We start from the raw sequence: 26,992 nt of genomic DNA, 5'->3' as shown, positions 1-26,992 counted from the left end.
GAAAGCCTCTTGGCGTATTTTGATGTGTTTTTTCATGGCCAATCGAGGCACTGAAAAGTTTGAACAAAACTCCCAACAAAGACCGGGCTGCGACACTCACGGTTTCGATGTGAATCGGATCGAACCGCGTTCTAAGAGAGATAAAGGCGGATGTCAGCGCAAGCAAATGAGGGGAATAAATTGTATCCTTTTGCGAATAGGAGTTGACGCAGGCAATATATCCATTATTCTGGATATATGGAAACAGGGGATGCTATAACCGCCTTGGCGGCTCTCGCTCAATCGACAAGGCTCGACACTTTTCGACTGTTGGTCAAGCACGAACCTGACGGCCTTGCGGTGGGAGAGCTTGCGCGCATGCTGGAAGTTCCCCAGAACACGATGTCTGCGCATTTAGCGACCTTGTCTCGTGCTGGTTTGGTGAGCAGTGAGCGCCAGAGCCGTTCAATTATCTATCGCGCTGATCTTGCGCGTTTTCGGGAGTTGACGCTGTTTATGATCAAGGATTGCTGTGGCGGGAGTGCCGAACTCTGCGCACCTCTCATAAAAAGCCTGACGCATTGTTGCGAACCGAAGGTGGTTAAACAGTAACACGAAGCCCACAAATCTGGTCTTCGAACAAATGGACTGATGAAATGACAGATAGGGTTAATAGCGTGCACTTTTTGCGCACGGACAACTTCGCATGTTCAATTTTCGGTGCGACAATCTGGAACGCAGGGGAGAAATAATGTCTACATTCGAACGGTATCTGACCGTCTGGGTAGCGCTTTGTATTGTCGCTGGTGTTGCGCTGGGGCATATATTCCCTGAAATTTTCCACCTCCTTGGCTCTGCTGAAGTCGCAAACGTGAATATTCCGGTTGCCGTTCTCATCTGGCTCATGATTATCCCAATGTTGCTGAAGATTGATTTCAGCGCCTTGAGGCAAGTTACCAAGCATTGGCGAGGAATCGGTGTCACGCTGTTCATTAACTGGGCTGTCAAACCTTTTTCAATGGCGCTTCTCGCCTGGCTATTCATTGGCTGGCTGTTTCGCCCTTACTTGCCTGCGGGTCAGATCGATTCTTATATTGCGGGCCTGATTATTCTTGCAGCTGCCCCTTGCACTGCGATGGTGTTCGTCTGGTCCAATCTGACAAAGGGCGAGCCGCATTTCACGCTTTCGCAAGTCGCTCTGAATGATGCGATTATGGTGGTGGCCTTCGCTCCCATCGTTGGGCTTCTGCTTGGACTCTCGGCAATTACCGTCCCTTGGGACACACTCATTTTATCGGTGTTCCTCTATATCGTTATTCCGGTGATTATTGCGCAAATCCTGCGACGCATTATTCTTGCGCGTGGGCAGCAATCCTTCGATGTAATGCTGAAAGTATTACAGCCTTTGTCGCTGGTTGCACTTCTCGCCACACTCATTCTGCTGTTTGGTTTTCAGGGAGAGCAGATCATCGCGCAGCCTATGATCATCGCGATGCTGGCCGTCCCGATCCTTATTCAGGTCTACTTCAATTCGGGCCTTGCTTACGTTCTGAACCGGCTTTCGGGAGAGCAGCACTGCGTTGCCGGACCATCCGCATTGATCGGCGCTTCTAACTTCTTTGAACTCGCTGTAGCAGCGGCAATCAGTCTGTTTGGCTTCTCGTCTGGTGCAGCACTTGCAACGGTTGTGGGCGTTCTCGTTGAGGTGCCCGTCATGCTGTCCGTCGTCTGGATCGTTAATCGTTCCAAAGGCTGGTACGAGCGTGGCACCAATCAAAAGCCCGCCAACGAAACAGGAAAATTCGAATGACCGTATTAATCTATCACAATCCGAAGTGTGGCACATCGCGCAATACTCTGGCAATGATCCGTGCCAGTGGTGAAGAGCCTGTCGTGATTGACTATCTGTTAAATCCGCCATCGCGTGAACGACTGATCGAGCTGTTAAGGTCGATGCAGATGACGCCACGACAACTGCTTCGAGAAAAAGGCACGCCTTATGCGGAGTTGGGTTTGTCCGATCTGAAGTGGACGGATGATGCGCTGATCGATTTCATGATGGAGCATCCCATCCTTATCAATCGACCAATCGTGGAAACGCCATTGGGCACCAAACTTTGCCGTCCATCAGAGCGTGTTCTTGACATATTGGAGCATCCGGTTTCGTCTTTCACCAAAGAGGACGGAGACGTGATTATTTATCAAAAAAACTCTGTCTAACGCTGCCTGTGAAACCTCAATCAGAGGCGGGTTGCATCTTCGAATGCCTCCCGCTTAGCCTTCAGATAAAGATTGTCAGCGTCACAAGTCGTATTTGTAGGAAGATCAATTCATGGCATTTAGCCCTTATAACCAAGAGTAAATGAGCGTGCATTACGGCCTTGTGTGCTAAGCCTGAGAGTGTCTTACAAGCACGTCAAAGCACGATAAGCTTCAAGGCTTCTCAAATAAAGTGCCGTTCGTTCCAAGAGCGCGTTTTACAGCAGCGCGTGCCGAAGCCATGTCAGGCATGCTCCAATTTGGTTCACTGCCCAGAAACTTATCCAGAAATGCAATTGCGTAAGCGGGGACTTCCGACACGTTTTCTTTGTAAGACCACCATGTTCGAAGATCATCTGCACATTGATCAATATCAGGCAAAGTTGCGAATTCCTGTTCATGAACAGCCGCAATCGCGCAGATGCAATAATTTGTATAGAGAAACCCTTCCGGCCAGAAGCTGATAATTTCGTACATCCTGGCAGAATCGCCGGTTGCATGGCGTGGTGGTGAAATGACTTTGGCCGGTGAAAGACGAATAAGCTCCCGCAACACCAGCCCCGCCGCAAAAGTGATGAAATCATTGCGATCTATTTTGGCAAAACGCTTGTTTTGATCGACAATCTCAACCCAGTTGAGAAAAGCCTCTGTCAGCTTCTTTTCATCAATCTCATATTCAACGCCATAGAGCGTATGCAACAAGCTCGCATGCTTGCGGAATGTCGCGCGAAACCAGCGCAACTGGCGCAATCGATGCCGAAGATCAGGCATTGAAGCCATTTGTTCTCTGAGTAGCAAATCCATGTCGCGAGCGACCTCCCGTTTGCAAATGATACTATGCGAAACCAATTGAAAAGTCAGGTCCTATTCGCTTTCAGTCACCTCTAATAATTATACATATTGACATACAAGAAAACAAATGTTCTCTATTTGCAGGATGAAGAAGCGGGAAAATATCCCGCTCGCTCTTCGTGGGAGGAGGAGAAAATGGCAATCTGGCAGTGGGCCTTATTGGGCCTGGCTATGCTTTGGGGCTTTCAGTCTTTGGGCGTCTGGTTTCAGATGCGCCACTATTCCGATGTCATGAAAGGGATCACTTCAAAGTATTCGGACGGCTTTGTGGGGGCGGGGCATGTACGCGCGCGTTTCGGCAAAGGCGTTATCGTATTGATTGTTGTTGATCGTAATCAGATTGTCCGGGGCTTTCTGCAAATGAGCGGACGAACAGTTTTTGCCAAATTTATCCGACGCGAAGGTTTTGAGGGAATGCGCCTGAGCGAGTTGCAGGACAACCCTGAAATTGGAGAAGGAAAGCCTGAAGTGGTGGCTGCTACCAAACAGGCGATGGAGCAGATCGGTCGCATCCGCGATCAGTCCGATGGGATCGAACTCGCGGGTCTCAAAGCAGTGGGAGCATAGGAGTTGCTTGCCTGAAACAAGCAATCGAGGAGGAACAATGTCGATAGTGACAATGTTGGCGCAACATGCCGACACAACAATGCAATCTATACATTTGGCCGGAAGCATGATTTCGGATGCCGCCCTGCATGGAAAACATGCAGCGGAACACGCAGGAAATGATCTGCTTCAACTGGCTCAGGCGACAACGACCGCCCCCGCTGATGCCGGGGCTGCCACAGGCACGGGCGGCATTTCAGTCGATCAGTTCAAAGAGCGTTTGCAGAATGTTGCTCAGGAAGAACAGCTTGGCTGGCTGGCTTCAATCGGGAAGCACTTCATTGGTGTGTTCCAGAAAGGTGGCGAGGTTTTTTCGGGCTTTGTGACGGGTATCATCCCAACGCTGGTCGTGCTGATGACCGCATTTTACGCGATCACGGAGCTGGTCGGTGAAAAGCGCGTTCATGGCCTTGCACGCAGTGCGGGTCGTATCGCGCTTACCCGCTACACTGTCCTGCCTGTTCTTGCGGTTTTCTTCCTGACCAATCCGATGGCCTATACCTTTGGCTCGTTTCTGGATGAGAAATATAAGCCAGCTTTTTATGATGCTGCTGTTTCTTATGTTCATCCACCGCTGGGTCTATTCCCGCACATCAATCCCGGTGAATATTTCGTCTGGGGCGGCATTCTGGTCGCGCTGCTCGAACTTGAGAAAAAAGGCGCGGTTCCGGTCGGTTATCATATCAGCGTGGCCATCTGGTACGCGATTGTCGGTCTTCTCGTCATCCTTCTTAAAGGCATGCTCACAGAACGCATCACCATGATTATGGCGCGGCGTCAGGGCATCGAACTTTAAACGGAATCCGGGGAGGATATCATGGTAAAGACCTATAAGGCAGTTAAGATTTCCCGCGGTTCCAATGGCTGGGGTGGGCCACTGGTTATTCAGCCAACCGAGCAGCGCAATAAAGTTGTTTCGGTCACAGGCGGCGGCATTCATCCGCTCGCCCGACGCATTGCCGATCTCACCGGCGCTGAAGCCGTTGATGGATTTCGCACGCCACCCATTGAAAGCGAAATGGCCGTTGTCGTTGTTGATTGCGGCGGCACGGCGCGTTGCGGCGTTTATCCGCGCAAGCGCATTCCAACCGTTAATATCACACCGGTCGGCCAGTCAGGACCACTGGCTCAGTTCATAACCGAAGACATTTATGTTTCCGGTGTGAAGCCCGAAGACATTGTGCTCGCGGATGGGTCAGAAGCAAGCGCATCTGCAACATCAGCCCCTGTTGAAGAAGAGGAAAAACCGCAGCCTGTCGATCTGCCAAATGATGGAGGCATTGTCGGTATGATCAGCAGCATCGGCCGCGTGATGGGTCGGGTGGTCGGTATCTTCTTCCAGGCGGGCCGCCGCACAATCGATCAGGTGGTCAGAAACGTGCTGCCGTTCATGGCGTTTGTCACGATGCTGATCGGTCTGATCCTTTATACAGGTATTGGCGATATTCTCGCCCAGCCGCTTGGCCCTCTTGCCAATAACATTGCGGGCCTTTTGGTCCTGTCTGCGATTTGCAGCCTGCCGTTTCTTTCACCCATTCTGGGGCCAGGCGCTGTTATTGCACAGGTCGTTGGTGTGGCGATTATCGGGCCACAAATTGCCAATGGCACCATTGCACCGGCAATGGCTTTGCCTGCTCTGTTTGCTTACAACGCTCAGGTTGGGTGTGACTTTGTTCCTGTTGGTCTGGCGCTTGGAGAAGCAAAGCCGAAAACCATTGAAATTGGTGTTCCGGCCGTTTTGATCAGCCGTCAGTTTATGGGCCCGCTTTCCGTTCTGATTGCCTGGGTTGTCAGCCTTGCAGTGCTTTAAAAACGGTGGGCCTGCTCTTAAAAGAGAGCAGACCCAATCCAAGCTTATGAAAAATCAAAAGACCAAAATGAGAATACCGAGAAAGGACCATCTATGTCGATACATCTGAAAACGCGGATTACCGCGATCGGCCCGGAGGTTGCAGATCTCGCAGAAGGCGGTGTTCTGATCCTGTTTGCAGACGGCTCACCACCTGAACTGGCAGAGGTATCTGTTCTTCACGTGGTCGAAGAAGGCCCTGAAGCAGGGGCTCCTGCAATTGGAGCAAAGATCACCATTGGCTCTCTTAAAGCCGAGATTACTGCCGTTGGCGAAAGTGCCTGGCAGAAGGTGCGTGAAATCGGGCACGTTGTGATTTCTTTCACGGGTGCGAATTCAACGGATCGCCCGGGTGAAATCTGTGCCAGCGAAATAGCAGGCGAAGACCTTGTCGCTGCTCTCAAAGAAGGGCAGATTATCACCATCGGCGGCTAGAGCTGGCCGTTTTTCGGATAAGAATTGCGTGTTAAAACAGACAGTTGAAACGATTTTGGTGCGATAGACGTGAAATCGTTTTAGATGTCGATTTGAGGCTTACATAAATGGAACGCTCGACTATCGTCCGGGTGCATGAAGGGCTGCATGCGCGCCCAGCAACGCGCTTTGTTAAACTGGCCAAGGGCTTTGAGAGTGACATCGAAATTGCCAAGGCCGGGAAAAGCGTCAGTGCCAAAAGCTCCGTCAAGCTGATGCTGCTTGGCGTGAAAGAGCTTGATGAAGTGACCGTTCGTGCCGATGGAGCCGATGCGATTGAAGCCATTGAGGCTTTGATCGGGTATCTTGAAAATCCACAGGCGGGCCTTGAAGAGGCAGCCAGCCCGATTGCCGCCACTTCCACCGCTTCCCCTCAAGTCGCAGCCACTCCTCAACCTGAGATCAAGAGCGAGCTGCCTGCAGGTCAGATAAAGGGCGTTGGGGCGAGTGAAGGCGTTTCCTTGGGCGCTGCGTTTGCGTTTTTTCCTGAAGAGATCAAGCCTTCGGGTCGAAAACTTTCAGCATCTGAAATTGATGCAGAAATCGACCATTTCAAATCTGCAATCGCAACTGTTCAACAGCGCATGGATGCGTCGTTGTCGGGTGGAAATCTGGCCGATGCCGACAGGGGCATCATTGCTGCATTAAAAGATATTGCCGCGGATGATAGCCTGTCCGATGAAGCGCTCGCGCTTATTCGAGGTGGCCTTGACGCTATTTCGGCCATGCTTGCCGCAGCGTCAACGGTTGCCGGGCAATTTGCGGCACTGGATGATCCGTATCTTAACGCGCGCGCAGATGATGTTCATGACGTCAGCCGCCAGATTTGTCTGGCTCTGCTTGGCAAGGAAGACATCAATTTGGAAGGTTTGCCGGAAGGCTCGGTGCTGATCGCTGAGGACATCGGTGCGTGGGATCTGGCGCGCGCACCGCTTAAGAAGATCAAAGGCGTTGTCTGCGGCCATGGCGGGGCAACATCGCACGTGGCCATCATTGCACGCACGCACGGCATTCCGGCGGTTCTTGGCCTTGGCAGTGCAGTTCAATATCTTAAGAATGCGAAAACCGTTGCAGTGGATGGAAGCCACGGCATCGTTCATGCCGACCCGGATATAGCCACCCGCAACGAAATTGAGGCGCGCATTTCCAAAGCACTCCAGGAAAAGCAGGCACTGGATGCTTACCGCTCCATCACGCCGCGTCGTGCCGACGGTACAATCATTGAAGTCGCAGCGAATATGGGCGCGCTGGAAGAGATTGATGTGGCACTCGAAGCGGGTGCGATGGGGGTTGGATTGTTCCGCACCGAGCTTCTGTTTATGAAGCACATTCACCTGCCTTCTGAAGATATGCAGACGGAAACCTATGCGACGCTTCTAAGAGCTTTCACCCCGAACCCGGTTATTGTCCGCACGCTGGACATTGGCGGTGACAAGCCTGTTGCCGGAATCGAATTTCCTGATGAGGAAAACCCTTTCCTTGGCTGGCGCGGCATTCGCATGTGTCTCGACCGCCCGGATGTGTTCAAACCACAACTGCGCGCACTGTTGCGTGCAGCTGTGAATGGCAATCTCAAAGTCATGTTGCCTATGGTATCGGATGTTGAAGAAATCCGTGCAACCAAGCGCCTTATTGCGGAATGCATCACTGAGCTGAACAGCGAAGGCAAAGCTTTTGCCGCGTTTGACCTTGGCGTAATGATCGAGACGCCTGCGGCGGTTTTCGCTGCCCGAGAACTTGCAAAAGAAGCGGCTTTCTTCTCCATCGGCACCAATGATCTGACACAGTATGTGATGGCTGCGGATCGCCTCAATCCAACCGTTGCAAAGCTTAACGATGTTAGCCATCCGGCTGTCATGGCTGCAATTGAGATGACCGCAAAAGCGGCAACAGAGGCCGGCATCATGGTGGGGATGTGCGGTGAAGCAGCTGGAAAGCCGGAGCTTATAGGCGAGTTTATTCGCATGGGACTGACCGAACTCAGCATGAGCCCTGCTTCCATTCCTCGCGCGAAAAAGCTGATTGCAGATATGTTTGGAAGCTAAACCTCGTCTATAAGGCCCCTATCAAAAAGCTCGGATTCAATCCGGGCTCTTATTTCATGGAAGATGCGTAATGAGGGTCTGGAACAGAGTTTCAAGATTGGCCTGATCGCAATCTTCTGCCGCCTTAATGAGACGCTCCCCGCGCACATCCAATGCCAGAATAGCGCTTTCCAAAGGATCAATGCCAGCAAGATCCGCCGCCTTAACGGTGATCAAGCCACAAGCAACACTGACTGCGGCAAAACACGCGGCTTCAAACCGGCGCAAAGCCTTTGGGTCACAATGGCTATTGAGCGAAATGAACCGCACAGGTCTTTCGGCAAGCAATTGCAGAAAAATAGCTGCAACAACTTTGGCTGTTGTCGCGATTTTCTTCTCACCTGCTTCAGCTGAAAATACATTTTTCAATAAAGCAGCATGGTTCTGCATTACCTTTTCATGAACGGTTAAAAAGACAGCCTCCTGGATCAGCATATTTTGCAACTTATGACGGCGGAGCACTTCTTTCGTGAGGTAATACATATCTTTGCGGAAAGCCCGCACGCCCTCAGCCGAGCCACCAAAATAAATTGCTAGGCTCTTCACATGCGGGGCGCCGCTATGTGCTTTCGGATCAGAGGAAATCAACGAAATCGAAATTGTTTCAGCCGTTGTCAGCGCCTTGTCCATCATGCTCGCGGCATGTCCCAGCAGCAATTCTGGAGATACAATTTCACCGGGTCGCGGAGCCGGCCGTTCTGTTTGCAAACTTTCATGACGATTGCGCCGGATCATATATCGAGCCTCGCGCAGACGGTCCTTTAGGTTGACTGCAATTTCTTCGGAAAGAATGCGTAACATGTTTGTTTTCCTCACCTGCAGCACCATGATAACAGAATGGACAATGCATAGGAATTATTGTTTGCCTCTGCGTGGAAAAGCAATAGTTTAGGTATAACAACACCAGTTCGATAACGCTGTATTGCACCATTAATTTGAGGGATAGTTTTGAAAAAGGCCGCCAGGAAGACCAAAGAAAAACCGGAAGCGGCAGACCTTATCGTTGGGTCTGAAGGGGTTGCGGCCGAAAACCGTACAAGCCGATTGAGAACACGCGCTGCGTGGATGTATTACGTTGAACAAATGACGCAGAATGACATTGCGGAAGCGCTCGGTGTCGGTCGTGTGACAATCGTCCGCCTTCTTGCTGATGCCCGTGCGCGCAATGAAGTAAAAATTACCATTGAGGGCAAGCTGGCAAGTCTGACATCTCTGGAAGTTGAGCTTGAAAAGACCTTTGGTCTTGAGCGCGCCATTGTCGCGCCGCTTTCTTCGTCGGACATTGACCCGATTCCACCAATCAGCGCGGCAACCGGTGCCTATCTTTCGGAAAAAGTGCAGCACGGCATGACGATTGGCGTGGGCTGGGGGCGTACCCTTTCCAGCACCCTGCAGCATATCGGTGCACGACCGCTCAATGACTTGAAGGTCATTTCTCTGCTTGGTGGCATCGTACAGCCACGGCGGTCAAACCCACCGGAATTTGCGTGGCAGTTTGCACAGATTTTTCAGGGCGAGGGTTATCTCATTCCTGCCCCGGCGCTTGTTGATAGCAGGGAAACCCGAACTGCACTTATTGAGCGCTGCGGGTTGAATACTGTGCTGGATATGGCCGAGGACCTCGACATGGTCCTGCTCAGTGTCGGTGACATTCAGACAGCCAGCAGCACATCATATCGTGTGGGCCTGATTGATGAGCAGCAGAAACTATCGCTCATTGAAAATGGCGCCGTCGGTGACGTGCTGTTCCATTTCTACGACAGAAACGGCAAGATCGTTGATGATCCTGTGCATGACCGTGTCATGTCGGCGAAAATCGAGAGCCTTCAGAAGACGCCGCAACGGATTCTGACATCGGGCGGCAAGGAGAAAATCGCAGCGCTGCTTGGCGCAGTCAAGCTTCTCAAACCGACAGTCCTCATCACGGATGAGGAAAGCGCTGCGCAGATGCTCAAAGACAAAGCGCAGTCTGATTAAAAACAAAAAAGCACATCGTCGCCAAACGATGTGCTTTTGTACGATTAGAGTGCCGATCTGATCCAATCAGCTTGAAACACGCTCTAATTCGTCATTATGGAGCAAGTGCCACAAACTGAGAGAAACCAGTTGTGGCACGACAAATCGCCAATCTCCAGAAGGTTCGGATAAGCTTATGCGTTTGAATGGCTTGTATCGCGACGCTTCCAATGCATCGCGTAAAACAAACTGCCGATGGCCAATAGCTCCAGCACGAAGAATGCACCAGTCATTCTCGGGGCCACGCTGAACTGTATCATAGCCGACAGTACCACCACAGACAGCAACGCTGATGGCTCGATGAGCAGTCGGTTCCGTTTGAAGGCGAAATGACACTCTCTAACGAGTGAAGTCCGGTTTTGGCCAAAAGCTGCCTTTTCTTCGGGCCGCGATAAGACAACCTTGGGCCGGGAAAAATGTTGCTAAGCAATCTTTTATGTTGAATCGCCTGACACCGCATTGCAAATGAAATGTATTGCAGGAGATTTTGATTGCTCGATCATTTGGGAACCACGGTTACAGTAGGAGGAGCGGACTACGACATCTCCCACCTCGCGCCTTTCATCTATACTCTGAACGCGGCTGGTCCTAATGGCATGGACATCAGGGTGCGCGTCAGCTTCTCTTGTCATGTCTTCAGTGAAAAGGCCGCGCACAATGCTGCCTTCGATTTTCGAGATCATAACGGAAGCCATCGAATCTTCTGCGCGAACCGCTACGCCAAATGCCTTACTCTTCAACAAGGCGTGCAAAACCTGTTCGATCAGAACGGCATTACTTGGGAGATGAAGGACCACAATCAGGTCGAAAACATGGCCGCATTGGCGCACAATCCGGCTGTGCGGATCGTCAGAGGCATACATGACGTGATCCTCTACTACTTCTATCCGAGTAACTCCGAACACTTCGAGATCGAGATGAACGTGCTGACCTGTCATGAGCGGGCGGTAAACACCACGGACAAGCACAAGTGGAATATGAAGCAAGCTGTGCGAGCCTGCTATTTTAGCAAGGAGCGAATGCCGATGACCGAGGATAAGCGCCGAGAGCTTGCCCAGATGAAGGCCGACGACGTGCGGGCTAAGCGGGCTGCCAAGCGCGATAAACGGAAGGCATCGAAAGCGAAGAAGTCCTAAATGACAAAAGGCTCCCAGACGGGAGCCTTTTGAGAATAACGAAGCGGGTGCGCCTTACCGTGGTTTACCGAACCTCAAGAGAGGTGCGCAGCTACAGCATCAAGGCTATCACCAAGAAGTCCCGCCACCTGAAGCTACCTCATACATACAAAAAACAGGCAGGGTTAGCAACAAAAAAGCGCATGAAAGTTTTCACAAACATGTGAGAACAGCTATGCGGAAGAGCCTGTTCGAAGTTAAGACGCTGGATCTACGTAGTTTCTTGCGACATGACAAGAGGTGATGTCCTGCACAGTGTCATTTCGCCCTTAGCCGGAGCCGACCGCAACAGTTGACTCGACTCCACGCGACTCCCCTGATATGGGTCCTTTCATGTTCAGATCGATACGAATAGAGCGCTGACCTTTTTCTCCGCCCGAGTGACGGAGTGGCCGCCTATGTCCTGCGTATTGAACGGAACTAAACATGCTCCAGAAGCGAATTCCTATCTTGAGGCCGAACACGTACGACCCCTTCTGCGCAGGAGACCGGAGGTTCGAAATACGACCGTTGCGCTTGGCCTGACCCGAAAGAGGGCTTTGGACAGCATCCTCTGTTGCGACCAGATGGCCGCAATCTCGACCCTGAAAAGGTCTGGTCACTCTCCGAGGACGACGCCTACGGCCTCTTCGTCGACTTCCGCTGGGCGGACAACGGCGGCAGCCCCTATTGCCCGCGTTGCGGATGTCTGGAGCCTTACGATGTCCGCCGTCGCCGCTTCCGATGCTCCGAGCCTGAATGCCGTGCCGAGTTCTCGGTGACATCCGGGACGGTGTTCGCCAACAGGAAGCTGTCGTTCAAGAAGATTATCATGGCGATCTGGGAGGAGATCACGGCGGCCAAGGGTATGGCCGCCCTCCATCTGAGCCGCAAGCTCAACGTCCAGTACAAGACGGCCTACGTCCTGCTACAGAAGCTTCGTGAGGCTGTTGGCCTGCGCCGCAGTGCCATCACACTTCAGGGACTGGTCCAGATCGACGGCAAGTATGTCGGCGGTGTTCTCCGCAAGGCAAACAAGAAGGAAGAACGCAAGGACGGTCGCAAGAAGGAAAACCAGAACGGCAAGCGCATGTGCGTCCTGGCGCTGAGGGAGGCCAACAAGCACGCCCCGAACAGGACGCTGACGCGGGTCGTCATGGATGAAAACGGCAAGGATGCCTGGGCGGCCGTTGCCAAGCATGTTGCCCCGAAGGCGTTGTTGATTGCCGACGAGCACAAGGCGTATGACGATCTTGTCGGCCTTGTTTCCATTCATCGCGTGAACCACAGCCTGCAGTACCAGGAGGATGACGGCACGAACTCAAACGTCATCGAAAGCTTCTTCAGTCGCGTCGAAAAAGCCTACCAAGGTGTCAATCACCGCTTCTCGACGAAGTACCTCGACTGGTACATGGCGATGCTCTCCTGGAAGGAGGATACGCGCTACATGGGCCTGCGGTGGCAGTTTGCCGATCTCCTCCGAACAATCACTGCTCGGCCAACCTCGCGAAACCTTTGCGGCTACTGGCAGGGAGCTGCTCAGAATATCAGCGACCAGGTCTGGCTCCAAGGTGAGCCGCCGGACTAGCGGCTGATCTCCCAGAGATGGCGACGGCCATCGACAGTGCCAGTATGTTTGACCAGACCCTGCTTCTGCAATCCATCGAGCGTCGCCGAGAACCTGCTCGCCAACGCCGTCTCAAGTCGTTCTGCTTCCTCGCCCAGTTCTACATCTTTAGCGAACTGTCTCGCGATTTCGGAGCTGGATGTCGGCCTATCCGAGCGTCTCAGAATATCGAGGACGACGTGACGGTTGTTCTTCCCCTTCAGAAGCTCGGTGACACGACTGCTCGCCGTTCCCCGTTGGGCTGAACGAGGCTTACGTGGCGCAGCGTTCACCAAGGTGAACTCGGGATCGTAGACCCTGATGACTTTCACGAAGGCATCCCACTGATCTTCGAGATCGCCGATCTGCCGACGCAGAAGATCAAGCTGGGTGTCGATTTCGACCAGCTTCAATTTCAATCCGTCAACGATTTCCACCATACGCAACACTCCCGAGACACCCTCAGGAGATAGCATCAGCCTTCATCGGAATCTTGTGGCACTTGCTCCATAATGCCGCTCTAATTGGCAGCGGCTGCGCATTCTTTGAAAATTTGCAGCACCGCAGCCCGCTCTTCGATTTGTGGCATATGCCCACAGCCTGCGAAAATGTGGACGCCCACTTTTCCCGGCAGACCATGCGCATGGGCGACGGGTATCACCCGGTCTTGCGCACCAAAAATAAGCCGCACCGGCATTGCAAGCGTAGCAATGCTTGAGCGAACGTCAAAGGTCTGTGTGCCATCTGCGAAGAACCGCGCACCAATGGCGCCCTGCGTTTCGCGCAGTTCTGCATCCGCCGCCTGAGCGATGGTCGCATTGATGAACGGCTTCGTCAGATGGCTCTCATCGGCAACGAGAAGCTTCAGCCAGGGAACGATGCTGGCTTCGCTTTTCGCGCCGATAAGACCGTTGATAAACGCAGCATTGACTTGCGGCCCCAAACCACCCGACGAGATGAGCAGCAAAGAACGCACATCGATAACACCGCGTGAAGCGGTGACAGTCGCGACCGCACCACCCAGCGAATGCCCAACCAGCAAGCAGGATGTTACGCCCAATGCTGCGAGCGTTGCCTCCACGCTTGCTGCAATGTCGTCAATGCTTTCAGGAACGACCCGTGGTGAATTGCCATGTCCCGGAAGATCAAGAGCGAGGATCGGATGGCCAAGCGATGCGCCAGCAAACAATCCACGCCATGAATTAAGATCAGCGGCAAAGCCGTGGATCAGAACAACTGGCAAACGGCCAGCTTCTCCCTCGCGCAACCAGACGACATTGAGCTGTCCCGCAGTGGCAGGCTCTGCATTGTTTCTTGAAGCAGGTTTCGCAGCGACAGCAGCACTTGGCATCTTTGCGACGCTGATATTGCCTTCAACATCCTTCTTCTGCACGCGGCCCTTCGGTCCTGAACCCTGAACAGACGAGAGATCAATGCCTGCCTCCCGCGCCAGCCGACGGGCAAGCGGCGTTGCCCGCACATCATTGGCTGCCCCCGTTTGATCATCGTGCGAAGATGCAGGTTCAACCTTTTCCAGAGCGGCTGGCGCAATGGCTGTTTCTATGGGTGCCGCAACAATCGTTTCTTGAGCGACGGGCGCTGATTTGGCATGACGCTCTTCGCCTTCGGCATAAATCCATGCAACTGCCTGCCCGACAGGAACAACCGTTCCTTCCGCAGCGCTGATATCTGCAAGGATGCCCGATGCTGGTGCATCGACTTCCATTGCGGCCTTGTCGGTCTCGATTTCAAAGAGAAGCTGACCTTTCGTGACCGTATCACCATCTTTGGCATACCACCGCGAAATCTGCCCCGTCTCCATATCCATATCGACCTTGGGGAGAATGACTTCCACAGCCATGGTCAGCGCACTCCTTTAGCCAGATCACGAGCGCTTTTCAGGATATCAGGCACCTGTGGAACGGTCGCGCGTTCAAGGTCGGGATTATAAGGAATTGGCGTTTCGGCCCCGCCAAGACGCACGATTGGCGCATCAAGATAGTCGAAGGCATCACTCTCCGCTACAATAGCAGAGATTTCAGCACCAATACCAAGCGTCTTGACCGCTTCATAAACGCAGAGAAGTTTTGACGTTTTTTTGACGCTTTTAATAATGGTTTCGCGATCAATCGGACGCACTGTGCGCAGATCGATCACTTCAACATCAATGCCTTCCTTGGCAAGCTCAGCAGCGGCATCAAGGGCTTTGTGTACCATGATTGCCGTTGCGACAATGGTAAGATCACGGCCTTCACGGACCACCTTTGCCTTGCCAATTGGCACGGTGTAAAAACCTTCTGGAACCGGACCTTTGGTCTTGTAGAGCAGCTTGTGCTCAAAAATCATAACCGGATCGGGGTCTTCGACGGCCGCAAGCAACATGCCCTTGGCATCATAAGGCGTTGAAGGCTGTAAGACTTTGAGCCCCGGCACATGGCCAAGCCATGCTTCAAGGCTCTGGCTGTGCTGTGCCGCAGCACCCGTTCCCGACCCTGCCGGAAACCGCATAACCAGCGGCACCGAAACTGCACCACCAAGCATATAGCGGATTTTTGCAGCCTGATTGACGATCTGTTCCATCGCCAGTGCTGCAAAGTCAGAAAACTGGAACTCAAAAATCGGACGCATACCGGTCAGTGCTGCACCGACCGCGACACCTGCACCGCCCAGTTCGGAAATAGGCGTATCCATGACACGGTCTTCGCCAAAGCGATGCACCAGATCACCAGTCACCTGAAATGCGCCGCCATAGACGCCAATATCTTCACCCATCAGGAAGACGCGCTCGTCGCGTTCCATGGCAATTGCCATTGCTTCCTGGATGGCTTGCGAATAGCTCAACTCACGGATTGTTGTGTCCATGTTTAAATATCATCCGTATAAACGTCGCGGGTCAGGTTGGTCAGATCAGGTGCCGGGCTGTTCTTGGCGAACTCAATCGCCTCAGCGATTTCCTTCTCCACCTGAGCGCGGATGTCCTCGATCTCGGCATCATTGATGAAGCCATAGGCTTTCAAATCAGCCTCAAAATGCGCGATTGGATCGCGATCATTCTGCCAATGCTCGATTTCTTCCTTGGTGCGATAGCGGTTGCGATCGCTCTTGGAATGCCCACGAATACGGTATGTTTTGTTTTCAATGAGCGTCGGCCCTTCGCCGCGCCGTGCGCGTTCGCTCGCTTCGTTGACTGCCTCTGCCACTTCCGACAGATTATTGCCATCCACGATCACGCCGGGCATGTTATAGGCCGAGGCGCGGTCCGCTACATTGGCAACAGCGGTCGAACGTTTTGTCGAGGTGGACATGCCGTAGCCATTGTTTTCACAAATGAAAACAACGGGCAGCTTCCAGACCGCAGCCATATTGAGCGCTTCGTGAAAAGCGCCTTCATTGTTAGCGCCGTCACCGAAGAACGACACGACAACCTTGCCATTTTTCTGCTTCTTGGCAGAAAGCGCAGCGCCCACCGCAATTGGAATGCCACCACCGACAATACCGTTTGCGCCGAGATTTCCCTTGGAAACGTCGGCAATGTGCATTGAGCCGCCACGGCCTTTGCAATAGCCTGTTTCCTTGCCGAAAAATTCGGCAAACATACGCTTCACGTCAGCACCCTTGGCGATGCAATGGCCGTGTCCGCGATGGGTCGATGTGATCATGTCATCATCATTGAGCGGCAGACAGGACGCAACCGCACTCGCTTCCTGCCCGATGGAAAGATGCATCGTTCCGTGAATGAGACCGCGCGTGTAGCTTTCTTCCGCCCCTTCTTCAAAACGGCGGATCAGATACATTTTATGCAGTGCTTCTTTGAGCTGTTCCGGCGAATAGGTGCGAAATGCATAAGGCAAGTTATGACGGTCGCCCGTATCCTGCGGTTCGACTTTTTTGGCTTGAACCATAATGTTCTGTCCTCACGCTCCGTAAACGAGCTTGTCTTGACGCGCGCGCAGTTCGGCAATCTTGGAACCCGGAGCCACGGCCGCATTGTCGTAAGTGATAAGCTCGCCCTTCTTGATCGGCTTGGTCACGCTGCCACCTTGTAGAAGTCCGCATGGGATCGCATGTGCACTGCGTGCTTCGCTCGAAGTCATGATCCATGCGCGATAGCAATATTCGCCAATGGCATCGAGTTTTTCGCCTGGCTGCATGTCTTTCTTTGCGACCGCCGCCACTTCTGCGACCGGCTTTGACAGCGGAACCATGTCCGGCTTGCCGTAAAGAACAACGCGCGCGCAAGTCAGCGGCACTTCGAGAGACGTCAAATGATAGGGGCGGTGAAAGGTGAAATATGGACCCTTGCCCATCTTCAGATCTTCCATACGCTCGGAAATACGCGGATGCGACATGTCGGCGACGACAAAGACGCCCGGAGCAACGCCTTTACCGATCGAATAGTCAACCACGCCGACCTTGGACAGCACCCCGCCATCCTTTTCGGGGATCAGCGTTTTGTTGAGCTGGTCGAGCGTTGCGGCAGGCCCATGCATACCGGCTTTATCCGGGACAAGTCCTGTGGCGTTAGCAATGGCAGCCATTTCGACCATGGTTTTTGAACCATCGACGAATTCCACCAGCATACGCACATTCATATTACGGCGCGTGGCTTCTTCCATATATTGGTCGGGCACGGCATCGATGTTGAGCGGATTGTTTTTGCCTTTGCCCGCAGCCACAATCGGATGGCCCATCGCGGACACGAACTCAATCAGCTCCATGCAGGATGACGGCTCGTCGCCCGCGCCAAGCGAATAGGTGACGCCAAGGCGCTCGGCTTCTGCTTTCAAATAAGCACCGATGGTCACATCTGCTTCAACATTCATCATAACCAGATGCTTGCCATGCTCCATGGCACGCAGGCCGATCTCGGCACCAACGGCCGGAACGCCCGTGGCGTCGATCACAACATCAATAAGATCATTTTCGAGGATCAGATTGGCATTGTCGGTTACAGCAACTTTATGCGCTTCCATCGCAGCAGTCAGATCGGAAGCGGTCGAAACTTCGCCACCGTGGCCTTCTTCCTGAAAGGCAATATCGACGGCTTTCAGCGCATTGGGAATACGCAGTTCGGAGATAGCACCCACTTCAATGCCAGGCATATGTGCGACGCGCGTGACAATATCCGTCCCCATTTCACCGGAGCCAATCAGTCCGATGCGGATTGGTCGGCCACTATCCGCCCGCGCCTGCATATCACGCGCCAAACCTGTCAACGCCACATTGGTTGCCATCGTTTCCTCCTGAACGTCTCTGCAAAATTCTCGCAGTCTCCTCTGATGCATAATCAATTAATGAACATTTGTTTTTAAGTCAATACCAGTGTTCACAATGACGCGTCGGCACGCGAACGTTAATGGCAGCTTGTTATTAGACTTTAGTTTGTTATAGAATACAAAAGTTCTGCTGTTTCGCGCAATTCAGATTTTGAAACGCCGATACGTGCAAGCTAATAATGGCGTTCTGGTAGCTCGGCGCACTTTGGGAGTGTTCCGGCGGGAGGAGAATTAAATGGACGCATTTCTGAGCGGACTAAAAACGGCGGTCGATACGCTTGGGGCAACGGTTCTGTTGCCTATCGTCATCTTCATTATTGCGGTGGTACTGGGCGCGAAAGTCGGTAAAGCCTTCCGCGCTGCCATAACCATCGGTGTCGCTTTCATCGGTATTAATCTGGTTCTGGGCCTGATGTTCACCTCTATCGGTGAAGTGGCCCAGGCAATTGTCACCAACACTGGCATCAAGCGTGATATCGTCGATGTGGGCTGGCCGTCCGCTGCGGCCATTGCCTTTGGTTCATCGGTGGGCTTGTGGGTTATTCCAGTTGGAATTCTGGTCAACATCGCCCTGTTGCTGATGCGTTGGACGCGCACGCTCAATGTCGATGTCTGGAATTTCTGGCACTTTGCTTTCGTAGGCTCATTGGTTGTCGCTGCAACGGATAACATCGCTTATGGCATTATTGTTGCAGCACTTGTTGCGGCCTTGTCCTTGTTGTTTGCCGATTGGTCGGCACGCGCGGTGCAACAGTTCTACGGCATTCCGGGTGTGTCTGTGCCGCATTTGGCTTCTGCGCAGATCTTGCCGATTGCTATTGTGCTCAACTGGATCATGGACCGCATTCCCGGCATTAATAAAATCAACATCAACACCGAAACCATTGAACGCCGCTTTGGTGTGTTTGGTGAGCCCGTTGTTATGGGGCTGGTCATCGGTCTCGTGCTTGGCACAATAGCATTTTATAATGCGGGTGATTTTGGCACGGTGCTTGCCAAGGTTCTGGGCACGGGTATGACGCTGGCAGCGGTGATGTTGCTTTTGCCTCGCATGGTCAAAATCCTGATGGAAGGCTTGTTGCCGGTTTCCGATGCTGCACAGGAATTTGTGCGTAAGCGGACAGGCGACCGCGAACTTCTCGTCGGCCTCGATTCGGCCATCCTGATCGGGCATCCGGCAGCAATTTCGTCGGCGCTCATTCTGGTGCCGATTGCGATCATCCTTTCGGTCATTCTGCCGGGCAATCGCGTGATCCTGTTCGCCGATCTTGCGGTTATTCCGTTTATCGTTGCAATGACGGCTCCGCTTCTGAAAGGCAATGTGTTCCGCATGGTTGTGGTGGGGACCGTGACTTTGACCATCGGCTTCTATGTTGCCAATGCGCTCGCGCCCCTCTTTACCAGTGCGGCAGTCTCGTCAGGCTTCAAGTTGCCAGAAAATGCCTTGCAGATTACGTCCGTGGTCGATGGGTTCCTGTGGGTTCCAGACATTATCATCAAAACAATCAGCTGGCTTGGCGGTACGCTTGGCGTCGCAGTGATTGCGGTTGTGATTGCAGTGCTGTTCATGCTCTATCGTCGCAACACACTCGCATGGGAACGTGCGGCGGGTGCCGAAGACGAACCCGCAGAAGAAAAGGCCGCCTGACCTCGGCTGCCAATTTTGCAATATAATCAAAGCCGCACGTCGAAGCAGGCGTGCGGTCGTTTCCAAATGGAGAATGGAATGGCTGCTGGTCTGATTGATTATCTCAATCCACACGCAATCGAGCTTCAGAGTGACGCAAAAACCAATGAAGAGATCATCCGCATTCTGGCAGGCAAGCTGGAAAAATTGGGCTATGTAAAGCCCAGCTACGCAGATGCAGTTGTAAGCCGTGAATTATCGATGCCAACCGGATTGCCGCTTGAGCGTGATGACAATGTTGCGGTGCCGCATACTGACCCGGAACATGTGATCAAGGCCGGTGTTGCATTTGCAACGCTCAAAATGCCGATTGCATTTGCCAATATGGAAGATCCGGAAGAGACAGTTCCGGTCGGATATGTCTTTCTGCTCGCCATCAATGACAAGGACCAACAGATTGAGACCTTGCAGCAGATCATGGCAACCATTCAGGATGCTGATGCCCTCGACAGGCTCAAAGCAGCATGCAGCTTTGAAGACATTACAACCGCATTACAATAAAGACTGCACATTTTGTTGGCTGCAAAAGTCATATGGAGGAAAACATGGCTAAAATGAAAACAATTCTCTTCGCGTGCGGAACCGGTGTTGCGACATCAACCGCAGTCAATGCTGCTGTCACTGAAGAGATGAAAAAACGCGGTTTGACCTTCAATGCTCAACAGGCAAAAGCCACGGAAGTGCCGTCCCTTGCTGATAATGTGGACTTTATCGTTTCCACAACCCCCATTTCTGCGTCCGTTACCAAACCTGTCATAAAGGGGCTTCCTTTCTTAACCGGTATTGGCAAAGATAAAACGCTCGATGAGATTGAAGCTGAACTGCGCAAGTGAGATCTGAACTCACGGCAAATATCCGGCTCGCAGAAACGCCGGTTTCAAAATGATACTAATTGTTGAATCATGCGCTGCTTAGAGCATTTCCTGTTTTGATCGAATCATCGGAAATGCCCTATCTATTTGTTTTCATGCATTATCCAACACAAAACCGCTTCGCACTTTTGCTGGAAATGCTTTAGAGTACCGGCTCTCTGGGACCCCAGTCTTCTGAGAGTGAAGCATGTTCGAATGAATTTTTCGCGAAAGAGCCCGCTCGCTTTATAGGCTTTGTTATTGCCCGACCCGGCATTTGCCGGGTCGGATTTCAAGAGCGCAGCGTCTCGTGTCCGTTTCTCTGCTGTTTTCAGGCGGCGAGAATGACTTTCATTGCCTTTTCGCGCGCAGCATTGCCGAACACTTCGTAAGCGTCCAGAATCTGATCAAGTCGGAAACGGTGCGTGATGAGTTTTTTCGGATCGAATTTACCAGCCTTGACGGTCTTCAGCAGCATCGGTGTTGTGTTGGTGTTCACCAACCCCATCGAGATTTTTATGTTCTTGATCCAGAGATCTTCAATGCGAAGCTCGACTGGCTTCCCGTGAACGCCGACATTCGCGATATTGCCGCCAGCCGAAACGATCTTCTGGCAGATGTCGAATGTCGCGGGAACACCGACGGCTTCAATCGCCACATCGACGCCCTGTCCGTCGGTCATTTCCATGATCCGGGAGGCTGCGTCTTCTTCACCGACCTGAATGGTGTCGGTGGCGCCGAACTGACGCGCAAGAGCCAGACGCGCCGGGTCCATATCGATCATCACGATCTTACCGGGTGAATAGAATTGCGCCGTCAGGAGTGCAGACATGCCGACTGGCCCTGCGCCTACGATGGCGATCGTATCACCGGGCTTCACACCGCCCGCCTGCACGCCGATTTCAAGCCCTGTTGGCAAGATGTCCGAAAGCATCACCAATGCTTCTTCATCTGCACCTTGCGGGATCGGATAGAGCGAGTTGTCGCCATGCCGAATGCGGACAAATTCGGCCTGTGTGCCGTCGATCGTATTGCCGAGCTGCCAGCCGCCATCATCACAATGGGAGTAAAGCTGTCGTTTGCAGTTTGGGCAGGAACCGCAGGATGTGATGCACGAGATCAGCACCGCATCGCCCCGGCGGAAGTTGCGAACCGCACCGCCAACCTCTTCAACAATGCCAACGCCCTCATGGCCGAGCGTCCGTCCTTCGGCGACGCTTGGCACATCGCCCTTCAGAATATGCAGATCGCTGCCGCAGATCGTCGTCTTCGTAATTCTCACGATGACATCCGTTGCTTCCTGAACGGTCGGCTTGGGCTTTTCGACCCAGTCTTTTTTACCTGGTCCGTGATAAACCAACGCTTTCATCATATCCTCCCTCGGGGGCATACCCCTCAGCATATTTTTGCAAAGATCACACAAACCTGACTCCTGTCCGGATAGTGAGGCGCCGTCGGCGCTTGCATGCAATGTAGACAACGACCGCGGATGGACGAAGACTGATGGTTGGTCCATTCAGGAAGCCAGTACTCCAAATCAGAAGAAATCAGCCTACACCATTTGATCACCTGCCGAAATGGATTGAACAACGCGTATCCAGTCAAAATTCACCTCAGCATGAGGACCTTGTGGCGAGGGTTGTCACACGCGCCCTGTTCGGCTGCGCAGTGTCTGGTAGGGCGTTTCGCCGAAACGCTGATGATAGGACGCAGTCATCGCGGTGAGGTTTACATATCCTCTTTCCGCTGCAATTGCAGACACGGTTTGCCCGGGCGTTGCCTCTTCGAGCGCCTTGCGAAGACCATCAAGACGGCAGGCCGTGAGATAGTCATGCGGGGTGACGCCACGAAACCGCCGAAACCCTTCGGAAAGGCTCCGGGCCGAAATGCCGACCTGTTCAGCAATCGCTGCTACGGAGGGTCCCTCATGCGCCCGTTCTTTCATGAGACGTTCCGCCTCGCGCACATATCGGGGGGCTGCACCGCGCGCTCCGGTCTCAAGATTGAGCCCGGCACTTTCCGCCCAGCCACGCAGTAACTCCAGACAAAGGGTTTCCTCGATCCGCTTTTCGATCAAGGGGCTGGAAATACCGTCATTCCGGGCGTCGACCGAAAGGGTTGCGTAGTTGAGAAGGGAAAGCCAGGCAGATTGGCGGTGGCCGAAAACCAAACGTTTCTTCCAAAGGTCATCTTCCGGGACGAAGCCGTACCAACGCTGCGCTGTTTCCTCCATGAGCTTATGGGGTATCGTCAGGTTGAACTGAAGATCGTGACCGTCCGCCACGTTCCAGTAGTCCGTGCGACTGCAATCCACAACATAGCTGTCACCGGGGCTGGTGTCGACGCTGATGCCGTTCGTCAATGGATGACGCACACTTCCACGCATGGTGTTGACCACGATAATGTTGCCCGAGGAAGGGTCGAATTCATCCGCTTTGGTGGGCACTCCAAAGCAGAACCGGCTCAAAATGATCCGGCCGATCGATAATGTACGCAAAGTGGCATTTGGGTCGGCACCGTCGATGAGGGGGCGCGCTACAAGTGGCATATAAACGCGATGGCAGAAGGCATTGACCTCTGCCCAGTCCCGGGAAGCATTTAGTTTTCCGCTCAGCAGCGGCTGGCCTTGCGCATCATAAAGCAGCGCATTTTCTAACAATTTGCCCTCCCCAAAATTTCAGCGGTATTGTGCCTGTAATTGTGGAAAATTCAATCGGCAATACGCATAGTGCGTTGTGTTGTTGCGGGGCTGCACCTTGCGCCTGCAACCTTTCTGCTTACCTCGGCCCGCATCTTTTAGAGCGCATCCCGAAAAGTGTGAAACGGTTTTCGGGCAAGAGGTACGTTAAAACAAATGATTAGAGTGCCGGTCTAATTCCAACAGATCGAAACACGTTCTAACAAAAATTGGTGGTGCTATACGCGCGGGAGCGCGCACCTTTGGCGCCACATCATACAATGTGATAATCGCCTAAAATGCCAATACGATGTGTCAAACCTGTCCTAAAGTTATTCATTGAGAGCATTTCCTGTTTCACCTGAGACAGGAAATGCTCTATCTGCTTGCTTTTACGCACATTTTTCCCGAAAGTGGGTTTCCCTTTTTTGGAAAGTGCTCTAGACGGAGGTTATTCCGCTGTATGTGCCGCGGTCCGTTTTCGTACACATCCAATCTGTCCACGCGTTTCGCGCAAACGGAAAGATAAAGCCAAAGCCGAACGCGCTGTGCCGATTTTTAAGCACTGGATTCCAGTAAGTCTGATCGCCTTTTTAGCTGAACGCCCAAACGTCTTCGCAATATATACCTACGTCGTAGCCCGCAGCCTTCAGTTTTACGATAACATTCCCAATGTCCGTTGGAGATAGAGCTCCAACTTCCACCTTGATCATGCCGGGACGATAGCGTTGCAGGTCAAGCTGCTCGAAAACAATCCAGTCTGCCCCTTCGCAGTCGACTAAGAATGCATCGATATATTCAACGTTATTGCGGTCCAGAACAGCCTGTAATGTGTCGGACGGAACAACAATTTCCTTTAAGTAAGGTTCAAACTTATGGAAATTCGGATCATCCGGCCCCCATACATTCTTGCCAGACATCAGATTCGTGTCTGTGACAGAAGAACAACCTATAAACTCTATGGGCAATGCGCCTTCTTCTAGCGCTTTGGCATCGAAGGTCTTAACTGTGATCGTGCCGGGCTCCCGAGTAATCGCTATCGGCTCAATTTTAAACCGTTCCGTATCGGGATAGTTTTTGCGCAGTCTGATCAAGTTATATGGCACAGGTTCGACTAGAACTGCTTTGGAACGGGGAATCCGGTGAAGCCAAGGCGTCACATCGTCAAAGAGAACACCGTCACAAGCGCCCACATTGACCATCTGAAAGGGGCGCTGTTTACCGGACTTGGCGAGGCTGGCGGCATGGGCAAGAAAACGCGTCCCGCGCAAGGCAGCACTTCGATTCAAGACTCCATTCGGAATGCAGCGTGCTGCCAACGTGCGCGCGTAGCCTCTGAATTTCGATGTTCCATGAGCATTCATGCTCGAGCCCTCTCATATCGGGTTTTAAATCAAATCATGTAGAGCGCAGGCAAAACTGCGCTTATCTATGAGGATAAAGTTGATAGCTTTCCTATCAGAATGAACGCATGTGCGAATACATGGGATAAGCGCCCTGCATCGGCATCGCGCCTCGCGTGTGCCGTGAGGCTTGGCGGGTCAACTGGCGATCGAAGCCGCTGTGTTCGTCGATGTATCGGCCATCAAAGTGCTGAGAAAGGGCGCAGTTTTCTGTCCTTTGCACGGTGCGGCTGCGGATCCTTCTTTGCGGTGCTTTGAAAGTTTTCAGCTTTGAGCCGGTCACATTGCCCAATTCCATATGGTTTTGGATTGTGTCGCGCGATGTCAAAATTACGTTCGCAACTGTGTTCTGCATCAATGCCCCCGCTGTTAAACACAGCGATACGGTATAGGGAAATTAAGTGTCAAGTTATACGTGTTGTTTGATTTAATATTAACAAAGCTAACAATCAGAAATGGGCGTTCTGGTGGATCATAATATTAGTTTTTACTTATATTATGATCTGGGGTGTTGATTGATGCTTAAACGAATTAAAGTGTTTTAATCATCTTAAGATCGAATGGGCATTTCCGCGGCTTATTCCTGCCGCCGCATTATTGATATTGATAATTTCATCGTTGTGGGACTTGTGGCAGCGGCAGATTAACCCCGATGCATGCGAGCCGAAAATGCAGCCCGCAACGTTTAAACCCCAAGTCAGACCGGTTGCCCACAGACAGCACGACTCTATCGAAAAAAGCGAAGAAATTTAAAGCGCTGCATGTCAGATGGGGCAGTTATTCAACATCAATGGTTCTAATCCAACGCGTCAATAATTTCGCATCGTCTCTCGATAAGTTGGCTTTGGATGAATTAGTTGGTGGAGCAGCTCATTATTAGATGACGTATGTGCGAAGAATATGGAATAAGCTTGAGCTAAGGGACGATGCTACGCTACGCTAAGGGGACTGTATTAAGTGCATACTGATAAACCAATAATCGACAGGATTCTCTCGCTTGGTTCAAAGTGCCTATCAGATTATGCATCCCGACAGTTGCTTCGAATAGCCGGCATATTATCCGTTATAATTGCTATGGCTGTTGTCGTGATCTATTCAGTTGAAAAGCCCGACAATAATTGGGATATGATCCCATATGTTGCGACTGCGCTTGAGGATCGATATCCCGATGCGACTGCGCTTCATGCCGAAACATGGCGTCAGATTGAAGCGGCGGCGTCATCGGATCAGCTTAGCCAGTTGAGGTCAAGTGATGGTTGGCGTCGAGCTCAATGGGAAAACCCTGAATTTTTTAAGTCTCAACTCGTCATGTACCGCGTTAAAGCAGGCTATGTCCAATTGCTGCGGTGGATTGAGCCTTTTACTGGATTAGTCCGTGGTGGACACTTGATCAGCCTTGCAGCGGCGCTTGCATTGGGCTTCATAATCCTCGTGATGCTCTGGCGTTATAATGCCTTTGAAGCTGGGCTGTTCATCGGTCCCGCGCTTCTCATCGCAGGCTATGGGCCAATGAGTGCAGCGGTGTTTCCCGATGTCGTTATGGCGGCTATTTCTTTGGCAGCTATATTTGCATTTATGCGAGAACGGGATTGGGTTGCCGCAATTCTTTTGCTGCTGTCGTTTACCATCCGGCCCGATAATATCATCATGATCTTCGCTCTGTTGATTGCTTCTGTGATGTTCGGTTGGCGCAAACTCCCTCTGCTTGTTGCTTTTGTTGCTTCAGCCGTTGCGGGTGCCATGATTTCACATGCTGCCGAGCATCCCGGCTGGTGGGCGCACCTCTATTTCAGTTGTATCGAACAACAGAAAAATATGGTTGGATTTCACCCGGATTTTTCGCCGTTATTGCTCGTAAAAGCCTATATTCGCGGCGTGATATTCGCGCTTTACAGCGAGACCTGGTTGGCGATGCTGGTTGTGATGTTGGTTGCTTGGGCGGCCACTTACAAAGCTGAGGTCAGAGCGACGTTTCCCCGTTTTCATGGTATCTTGTTTGCTATGACCATCGGAGTATTGGGAAAGTTTGTTTATTTTCCTCTGCCCGACGACAGGTTCTATTTCAATATGATTATTGTGATCGCAATATTGCTGTCGATGAAATTCACAGCACACTTGAAGAATGGAGCATTTCCTATCATTCAATCAAAGTAGGAAATGCTCTATTGCAGGATTTGGCGACCGTTTTTGTCGCCAAATTGGCAGACGTTGCCTCTGAC

The 26,992-nt window shown here is 52.2% G+C and carries 26 protein-coding genes; 15 read left to right on the top strand and 11 right to left on the bottom strand.

Annotated features, from left to right (window positions below):
- Positions 1–237: 237 nt before the first annotated feature.
- The 3 genes from OPR82_RS15845 (at position 238) to arsC (ending at position 2,199) form a co-directional block, all read left to right on the top strand.
- The gene (locus OPR82_RS15845) at positions 238–591 is read left to right on the top strand and encodes an ArsR/SmtB family transcription factor (RefSeq protein ID WP_265985904.1); all 354 of its coding nucleotides are present in this window, start codon (positions 238–240) and stop codon (positions 589–591) included.
- Positions 592–730: 139 nt separating this feature from the next.
- On the top strand, positions 731–1,789 hold the full coding sequence (gene arsB / locus OPR82_RS15840) for an ACR3 family arsenite efflux transporter (RefSeq protein ID WP_265985903.1): 1,059 nt from the start codon (positions 731–733) through the stop codon (positions 1,787–1,789).
- Complete coding sequence (arsC, locus tag OPR82_RS15835; RefSeq protein WP_265985902.1) at positions 1,786–2,199, top strand: arsenate reductase (glutaredoxin); 414 nt, start codon at positions 1,786–1,788, stop codon at positions 2,197–2,199. The genes arsB and arsC overlap by 4 nt, the downstream gene beginning before the upstream one ends.
- Positions 2,200–2,412: 213 nt before the next feature.
- Here the strand turns inward: arsC and OPR82_RS15830 are convergent, their stop codons facing one another.
- Positions 2,413–3,042: a hypothetical protein gene (locus tag OPR82_RS15830; protein ID WP_265985901.1), complete on the bottom strand. Its 630-nt coding sequence runs from the start codon at positions 3,040–3,042 to the stop codon at positions 2,413–2,415.
- A 183-nt stretch (positions 3,043–3,225) separates the two neighbouring features.
- Here OPR82_RS15830 and OPR82_RS15825 point away from each other — a divergent pair, with 183 nt between their 5' ends.
- From OPR82_RS15825 to ptsP, 5 genes are all read left to right on the top strand, one after another.
- Positions 3,226–3,657, top strand: coding sequence for a transcriptional regulator GutM (locus OPR82_RS15825; protein ID WP_265985900.1), 432 nt, complete (start codon positions 3,226–3,228; stop codon positions 3,655–3,657).
- 37 nt (positions 3,658–3,694) lie between these two features.
- Complete coding sequence (gene srlA, locus OPR82_RS15820; protein ID WP_265985899.1) at positions 3,695–4,492, top strand: PTS glucitol/sorbitol transporter subunit IIC; 798 nt, start codon at positions 3,695–3,697, stop codon at positions 4,490–4,492.
- Positions 4,493–4,513: 21 nt separating this feature from the next.
- Entirely contained in the window at positions 4,514–5,506 is a 993-nt protein-coding gene (srlE, locus tag OPR82_RS15815; protein ID WP_265985898.1) for a PTS glucitol/sorbitol transporter subunit IIB, read from the top strand.
- A 93-nt stretch (positions 5,507–5,599) separates the two neighbouring features.
- A complete protein-coding gene (locus tag OPR82_RS15810; RefSeq protein ID WP_265985896.1) occupies positions 5,600–5,980 on the top strand; it encodes a PTS glucitol/sorbitol transporter subunit IIA in 381 nt (126 codons plus the stop codon).
- A gap of 107 nt (positions 5,981–6,087) precedes the next feature.
- Entirely contained in the window at positions 6,088–8,064 is a 1,977-nt protein-coding gene (gene ptsP / locus OPR82_RS15805; protein WP_265985895.1) for a phosphoenolpyruvate--protein phosphotransferase, read from the top strand.
- Positions 8,065–8,118: 54 nt separating this feature from the next.
- Here the strand turns inward: ptsP and OPR82_RS15800 are convergent, their stop codons facing one another.
- On the bottom strand, positions 8,119–8,904 hold the full coding sequence (locus tag OPR82_RS15800) for a hypothetical protein (RefSeq protein WP_265985894.1): 786 nt from the start codon (positions 8,902–8,904) through the stop codon (positions 8,119–8,121).
- A 147-nt stretch (positions 8,905–9,051) separates the two neighbouring features.
- Here OPR82_RS15800 and OPR82_RS15795 point away from each other — a divergent pair, with 147 nt between their 5' ends.
- The 3 genes from OPR82_RS15795 (at position 9,052) to OPR82_RS15785 (ending at position 12,861) form a co-directional block, all read left to right on the top strand.
- On the top strand, positions 9,052–10,080 hold the full coding sequence (locus tag OPR82_RS15795) for a sugar-binding transcriptional regulator (protein ID WP_265985893.1): 1,029 nt from the start codon (positions 9,052–9,054) through the stop codon (positions 10,078–10,080).
- A 530-nt stretch (positions 10,081–10,610) separates the two neighbouring features.
- Positions 10,611–11,255 (top strand): hypothetical protein, encoded by a 645-nt coding sequence (locus OPR82_RS15790; protein ID WP_265985892.1) that lies wholly within the window; start codon positions 10,611–10,613, stop codon positions 11,253–11,255.
- A gap of 595 nt (positions 11,256–11,850) precedes the next feature.
- A complete protein-coding gene (locus OPR82_RS15785) occupies positions 11,851–12,861 on the top strand; it encodes an IS1595 family transposase (protein ID WP_265985891.1) in 1,011 nt (336 codons plus the stop codon).
- On the opposite strand, the gene OPR82_RS15780 is transcribed toward OPR82_RS15785, so the two are convergent.
- The 5 genes from OPR82_RS15780 to OPR82_RS15760 are packed head-to-tail and all read right to left on the bottom strand — an operon-like array spanning position 12,858 to position 18,113.
- Entirely contained in the window at positions 12,858–13,355 is a 498-nt protein-coding gene (locus tag OPR82_RS15780) for a hypothetical protein (protein ID WP_265985890.1), read from the bottom strand. The two genes, OPR82_RS15785 and OPR82_RS15780, sit on opposite strands and share 4 nt — an antisense overlap.
- Before the next feature lie 44 nt (positions 13,356–13,399).
- Positions 13,400–14,740, bottom strand: coding sequence for an acetoin dehydrogenase dihydrolipoyllysine-residue acetyltransferase subunit (locus OPR82_RS15775; RefSeq protein WP_265985889.1), 1,341 nt, complete (start codon positions 14,738–14,740; stop codon positions 13,400–13,402).
- Positions 14,741–14,742: 2 nt separating this feature from the next.
- Positions 14,743–15,741 carry an alpha-ketoacid dehydrogenase subunit beta gene (locus tag OPR82_RS15770; RefSeq protein WP_265985888.1) on the bottom strand — a complete coding sequence of 333 codons (999 nt, stop codon included), beginning with the start codon at positions 15,739–15,741 and terminating at the stop codon, positions 14,743–14,745.
- Between the two features lie 2 nt (positions 15,742–15,743).
- On the bottom strand, positions 15,744–16,781 hold the full coding sequence (locus OPR82_RS15765; RefSeq protein ID WP_265985886.1) for a thiamine pyrophosphate-dependent dehydrogenase E1 component subunit alpha: 1,038 nt from the start codon (positions 16,779–16,781) through the stop codon (positions 15,744–15,746).
- 12 nt (positions 16,782–16,793) lie between these two features.
- Complete coding sequence (locus OPR82_RS15760; RefSeq protein ID WP_265985885.1) at positions 16,794–18,113, bottom strand: NAD(P)H-dependent oxidoreductase; 1,320 nt, start codon at positions 18,111–18,113, stop codon at positions 16,794–16,796.
- 277 nt (positions 18,114–18,390) lie between these two features.
- Between OPR82_RS15760 and OPR82_RS15755 the strand changes: the two genes are divergently transcribed.
- The 3 genes from OPR82_RS15755 (at position 18,391) to OPR82_RS15745 (ending at position 20,675) form a co-directional block, all read left to right on the top strand.
- The gene (locus tag OPR82_RS15755; protein ID WP_265985884.1) at positions 18,391–19,803 is read left to right on the top strand and encodes a PTS galactitol transporter subunit IIC; all 1,413 of its coding nucleotides are present in this window, start codon (positions 18,391–18,393) and stop codon (positions 19,801–19,803) included.
- Positions 19,804–19,881: 78 nt separating this feature from the next.
- On the top strand, positions 19,882–20,343 hold the full coding sequence (locus tag OPR82_RS15750) for a PTS sugar transporter subunit IIA (RefSeq protein WP_265985883.1): 462 nt from the start codon (positions 19,882–19,884) through the stop codon (positions 20,341–20,343).
- Between the two features lie 44 nt (positions 20,344–20,387).
- The gene (locus OPR82_RS15745; protein WP_265985882.1) at positions 20,388–20,675 is read left to right on the top strand and encodes a PTS sugar transporter subunit IIB; all 288 of its coding nucleotides are present in this window, start codon (positions 20,388–20,390) and stop codon (positions 20,673–20,675) included.
- 349 nt (positions 20,676–21,024) lie between these two features.
- On the opposite strand, the gene OPR82_RS15740 is transcribed toward OPR82_RS15745, so the two are convergent.
- From OPR82_RS15740 to OPR82_RS15725, 4 genes are all read right to left on the bottom strand, one after another.
- The gene (locus tag OPR82_RS15740) at positions 21,025–22,062 is read right to left on the bottom strand and encodes a zinc-dependent alcohol dehydrogenase family protein (protein WP_265986006.1); all 1,038 of its coding nucleotides are present in this window, start codon (positions 22,060–22,062) and stop codon (positions 21,025–21,027) included.
- A gap of 273 nt (positions 22,063–22,335) precedes the next feature.
- A complete protein-coding gene (locus tag OPR82_RS15735; protein ID WP_265985880.1) occupies positions 22,336–23,352 on the bottom strand; it encodes an AraC family transcriptional regulator in 1,017 nt (338 codons plus the stop codon).
- Positions 23,353–23,963: 611 nt separating this feature from the next.
- Positions 23,964–24,734: an FkbM family methyltransferase gene (locus OPR82_RS15730; protein WP_265985879.1), complete on the bottom strand. Its 771-nt coding sequence runs from the start codon at positions 24,732–24,734 to the stop codon at positions 23,964–23,966.
- A 94-nt stretch (positions 24,735–24,828) separates the two neighbouring features.
- The gene (locus OPR82_RS15725) at positions 24,829–25,128 is read right to left on the bottom strand and encodes a hypothetical protein (RefSeq protein WP_265985878.1); all 300 of its coding nucleotides are present in this window, start codon (positions 25,126–25,128) and stop codon (positions 24,829–24,831) included.
- Positions 25,129–25,859: 731 nt separating this feature from the next.
- Here OPR82_RS15725 and OPR82_RS15720 point away from each other — a divergent pair.
- Positions 25,860–26,927: a hypothetical protein gene (locus OPR82_RS15720; RefSeq protein ID WP_265985877.1), complete on the top strand. Its 1,068-nt coding sequence runs from the start codon at positions 25,860–25,862 to the stop codon at positions 26,925–26,927.
- The last annotated feature ends 65 nt before the right edge of the window (positions 26,928–26,992 follow it).

The organism is Ochrobactrum chromiisoli (assembly GCF_026241335.1).
In the GTDB taxonomy this organism is placed as follows: domain Bacteria; phylum Pseudomonadota; class Alphaproteobacteria; order Rhizobiales; family Rhizobiaceae; genus Brucella; species Brucella chromiisoli.
This window is presented reverse-complemented; position numbering and strand designations above follow the sequence as displayed.

Excerpts from the sequence above, each read along its gene's own strand:
- OPR82_RS15845 (WP_265985904.1), top strand. The coding sequence starts at position 238 with ATGGAAACAGGGGATGCTATAACCGCCTTGGCGGCTCTCGCTCAATCG.
- arsB (WP_265985903.1), top strand. The coding sequence starts at position 731 with ATGTCTACATTCGAACGGTATCTGACCGTCTGGGTAGCGCTTTGTATT.
- arsC (WP_265985902.1), top strand. The coding sequence starts at position 1,786 with ATGACCGTATTAATCTATCACAATCCGAAGTGTGGCACATCGCGCAAT.
- OPR82_RS15830 (WP_265985901.1), bottom strand. The coding sequence starts at position 3,042 with ATGGATTTGCTACTCAGAGAACAAATGGCTTCAATGCCTGATCTTCGG.
- OPR82_RS15825 (WP_265985900.1), top strand. The coding sequence starts at position 3,226 with ATGGCAATCTGGCAGTGGGCCTTATTGGGCCTGGCTATGCTTTGGGGC.
- srlA (WP_265985899.1), top strand. The coding sequence starts at position 3,695 with ATGTCGATAGTGACAATGTTGGCGCAACATGCCGACACAACAATGCAA.
- srlE (WP_265985898.1), top strand. The coding sequence starts at position 4,514 with ATGGTAAAGACCTATAAGGCAGTTAAGATTTCCCGCGGTTCCAATGGC.
- OPR82_RS15810 (WP_265985896.1), top strand. The coding sequence starts at position 5,600 with ATGTCGATACATCTGAAAACGCGGATTACCGCGATCGGCCCGGAGGTT.
- ptsP (WP_265985895.1), top strand. The coding sequence starts at position 6,088 with ATGGAACGCTCGACTATCGTCCGGGTGCATGAAGGGCTGCATGCGCGC.
- OPR82_RS15800 (WP_265985894.1), bottom strand. The coding sequence starts at position 8,904 with ATGTTACGCATTCTTTCCGAAGAAATTGCAGTCAACCTAAAGGACCGT.
- OPR82_RS15780 (WP_265985890.1), bottom strand. The coding sequence starts at position 13,355 with ATGCTATCTCCTGAGGGTGTCTCGGGAGTGTTGCGTATGGTGGAAATC.
- OPR82_RS15775 (WP_265985889.1), bottom strand. The coding sequence starts at position 14,740 with ATGGCTGTGGAAGTCATTCTCCCCAAGGTCGATATGGATATGGAGACG.
- OPR82_RS15770 (WP_265985888.1), bottom strand. The coding sequence starts at position 15,741 with ATGGACACAACAATCCGTGAGTTGAGCTATTCGCAAGCCATCCAGGAA.
- OPR82_RS15765 (WP_265985886.1), bottom strand. The coding sequence starts at position 16,781 with ATGGTTCAAGCCAAAAAAGTCGAACCGCAGGATACGGGCGACCGTCAT.
- OPR82_RS15760 (WP_265985885.1), bottom strand. The coding sequence starts at position 18,113 with ATGGCAACCAATGTGGCGTTGACAGGTTTGGCGCGTGATATGCAGGCG.
- OPR82_RS15755 (WP_265985884.1), top strand. The coding sequence starts at position 18,391 with ATGGACGCATTTCTGAGCGGACTAAAAACGGCGGTCGATACGCTTGGG.
- OPR82_RS15750 (WP_265985883.1), top strand. The coding sequence starts at position 19,882 with ATGGCTGCTGGTCTGATTGATTATCTCAATCCACACGCAATCGAGCTT.
- OPR82_RS15745 (WP_265985882.1), top strand. The coding sequence starts at position 20,388 with ATGGCTAAAATGAAAACAATTCTCTTCGCGTGCGGAACCGGTGTTGCG.
- OPR82_RS15740 (WP_265986006.1), bottom strand. The coding sequence starts at position 22,062 with ATGAAAGCGTTGGTTTATCACGGACCAGGTAAAAAAGACTGGGTCGAA.
- OPR82_RS15730 (WP_265985879.1), bottom strand. The coding sequence starts at position 24,734 with ATGAATGCTCATGGAACATCGAAATTCAGAGGCTACGCGCGCACGTTG.
- OPR82_RS15725 (WP_265985878.1), bottom strand. The coding sequence starts at position 25,128 with ATGCAGAACACAGTTGCGAACGTAATTTTGACATCGCGCGACACAATC.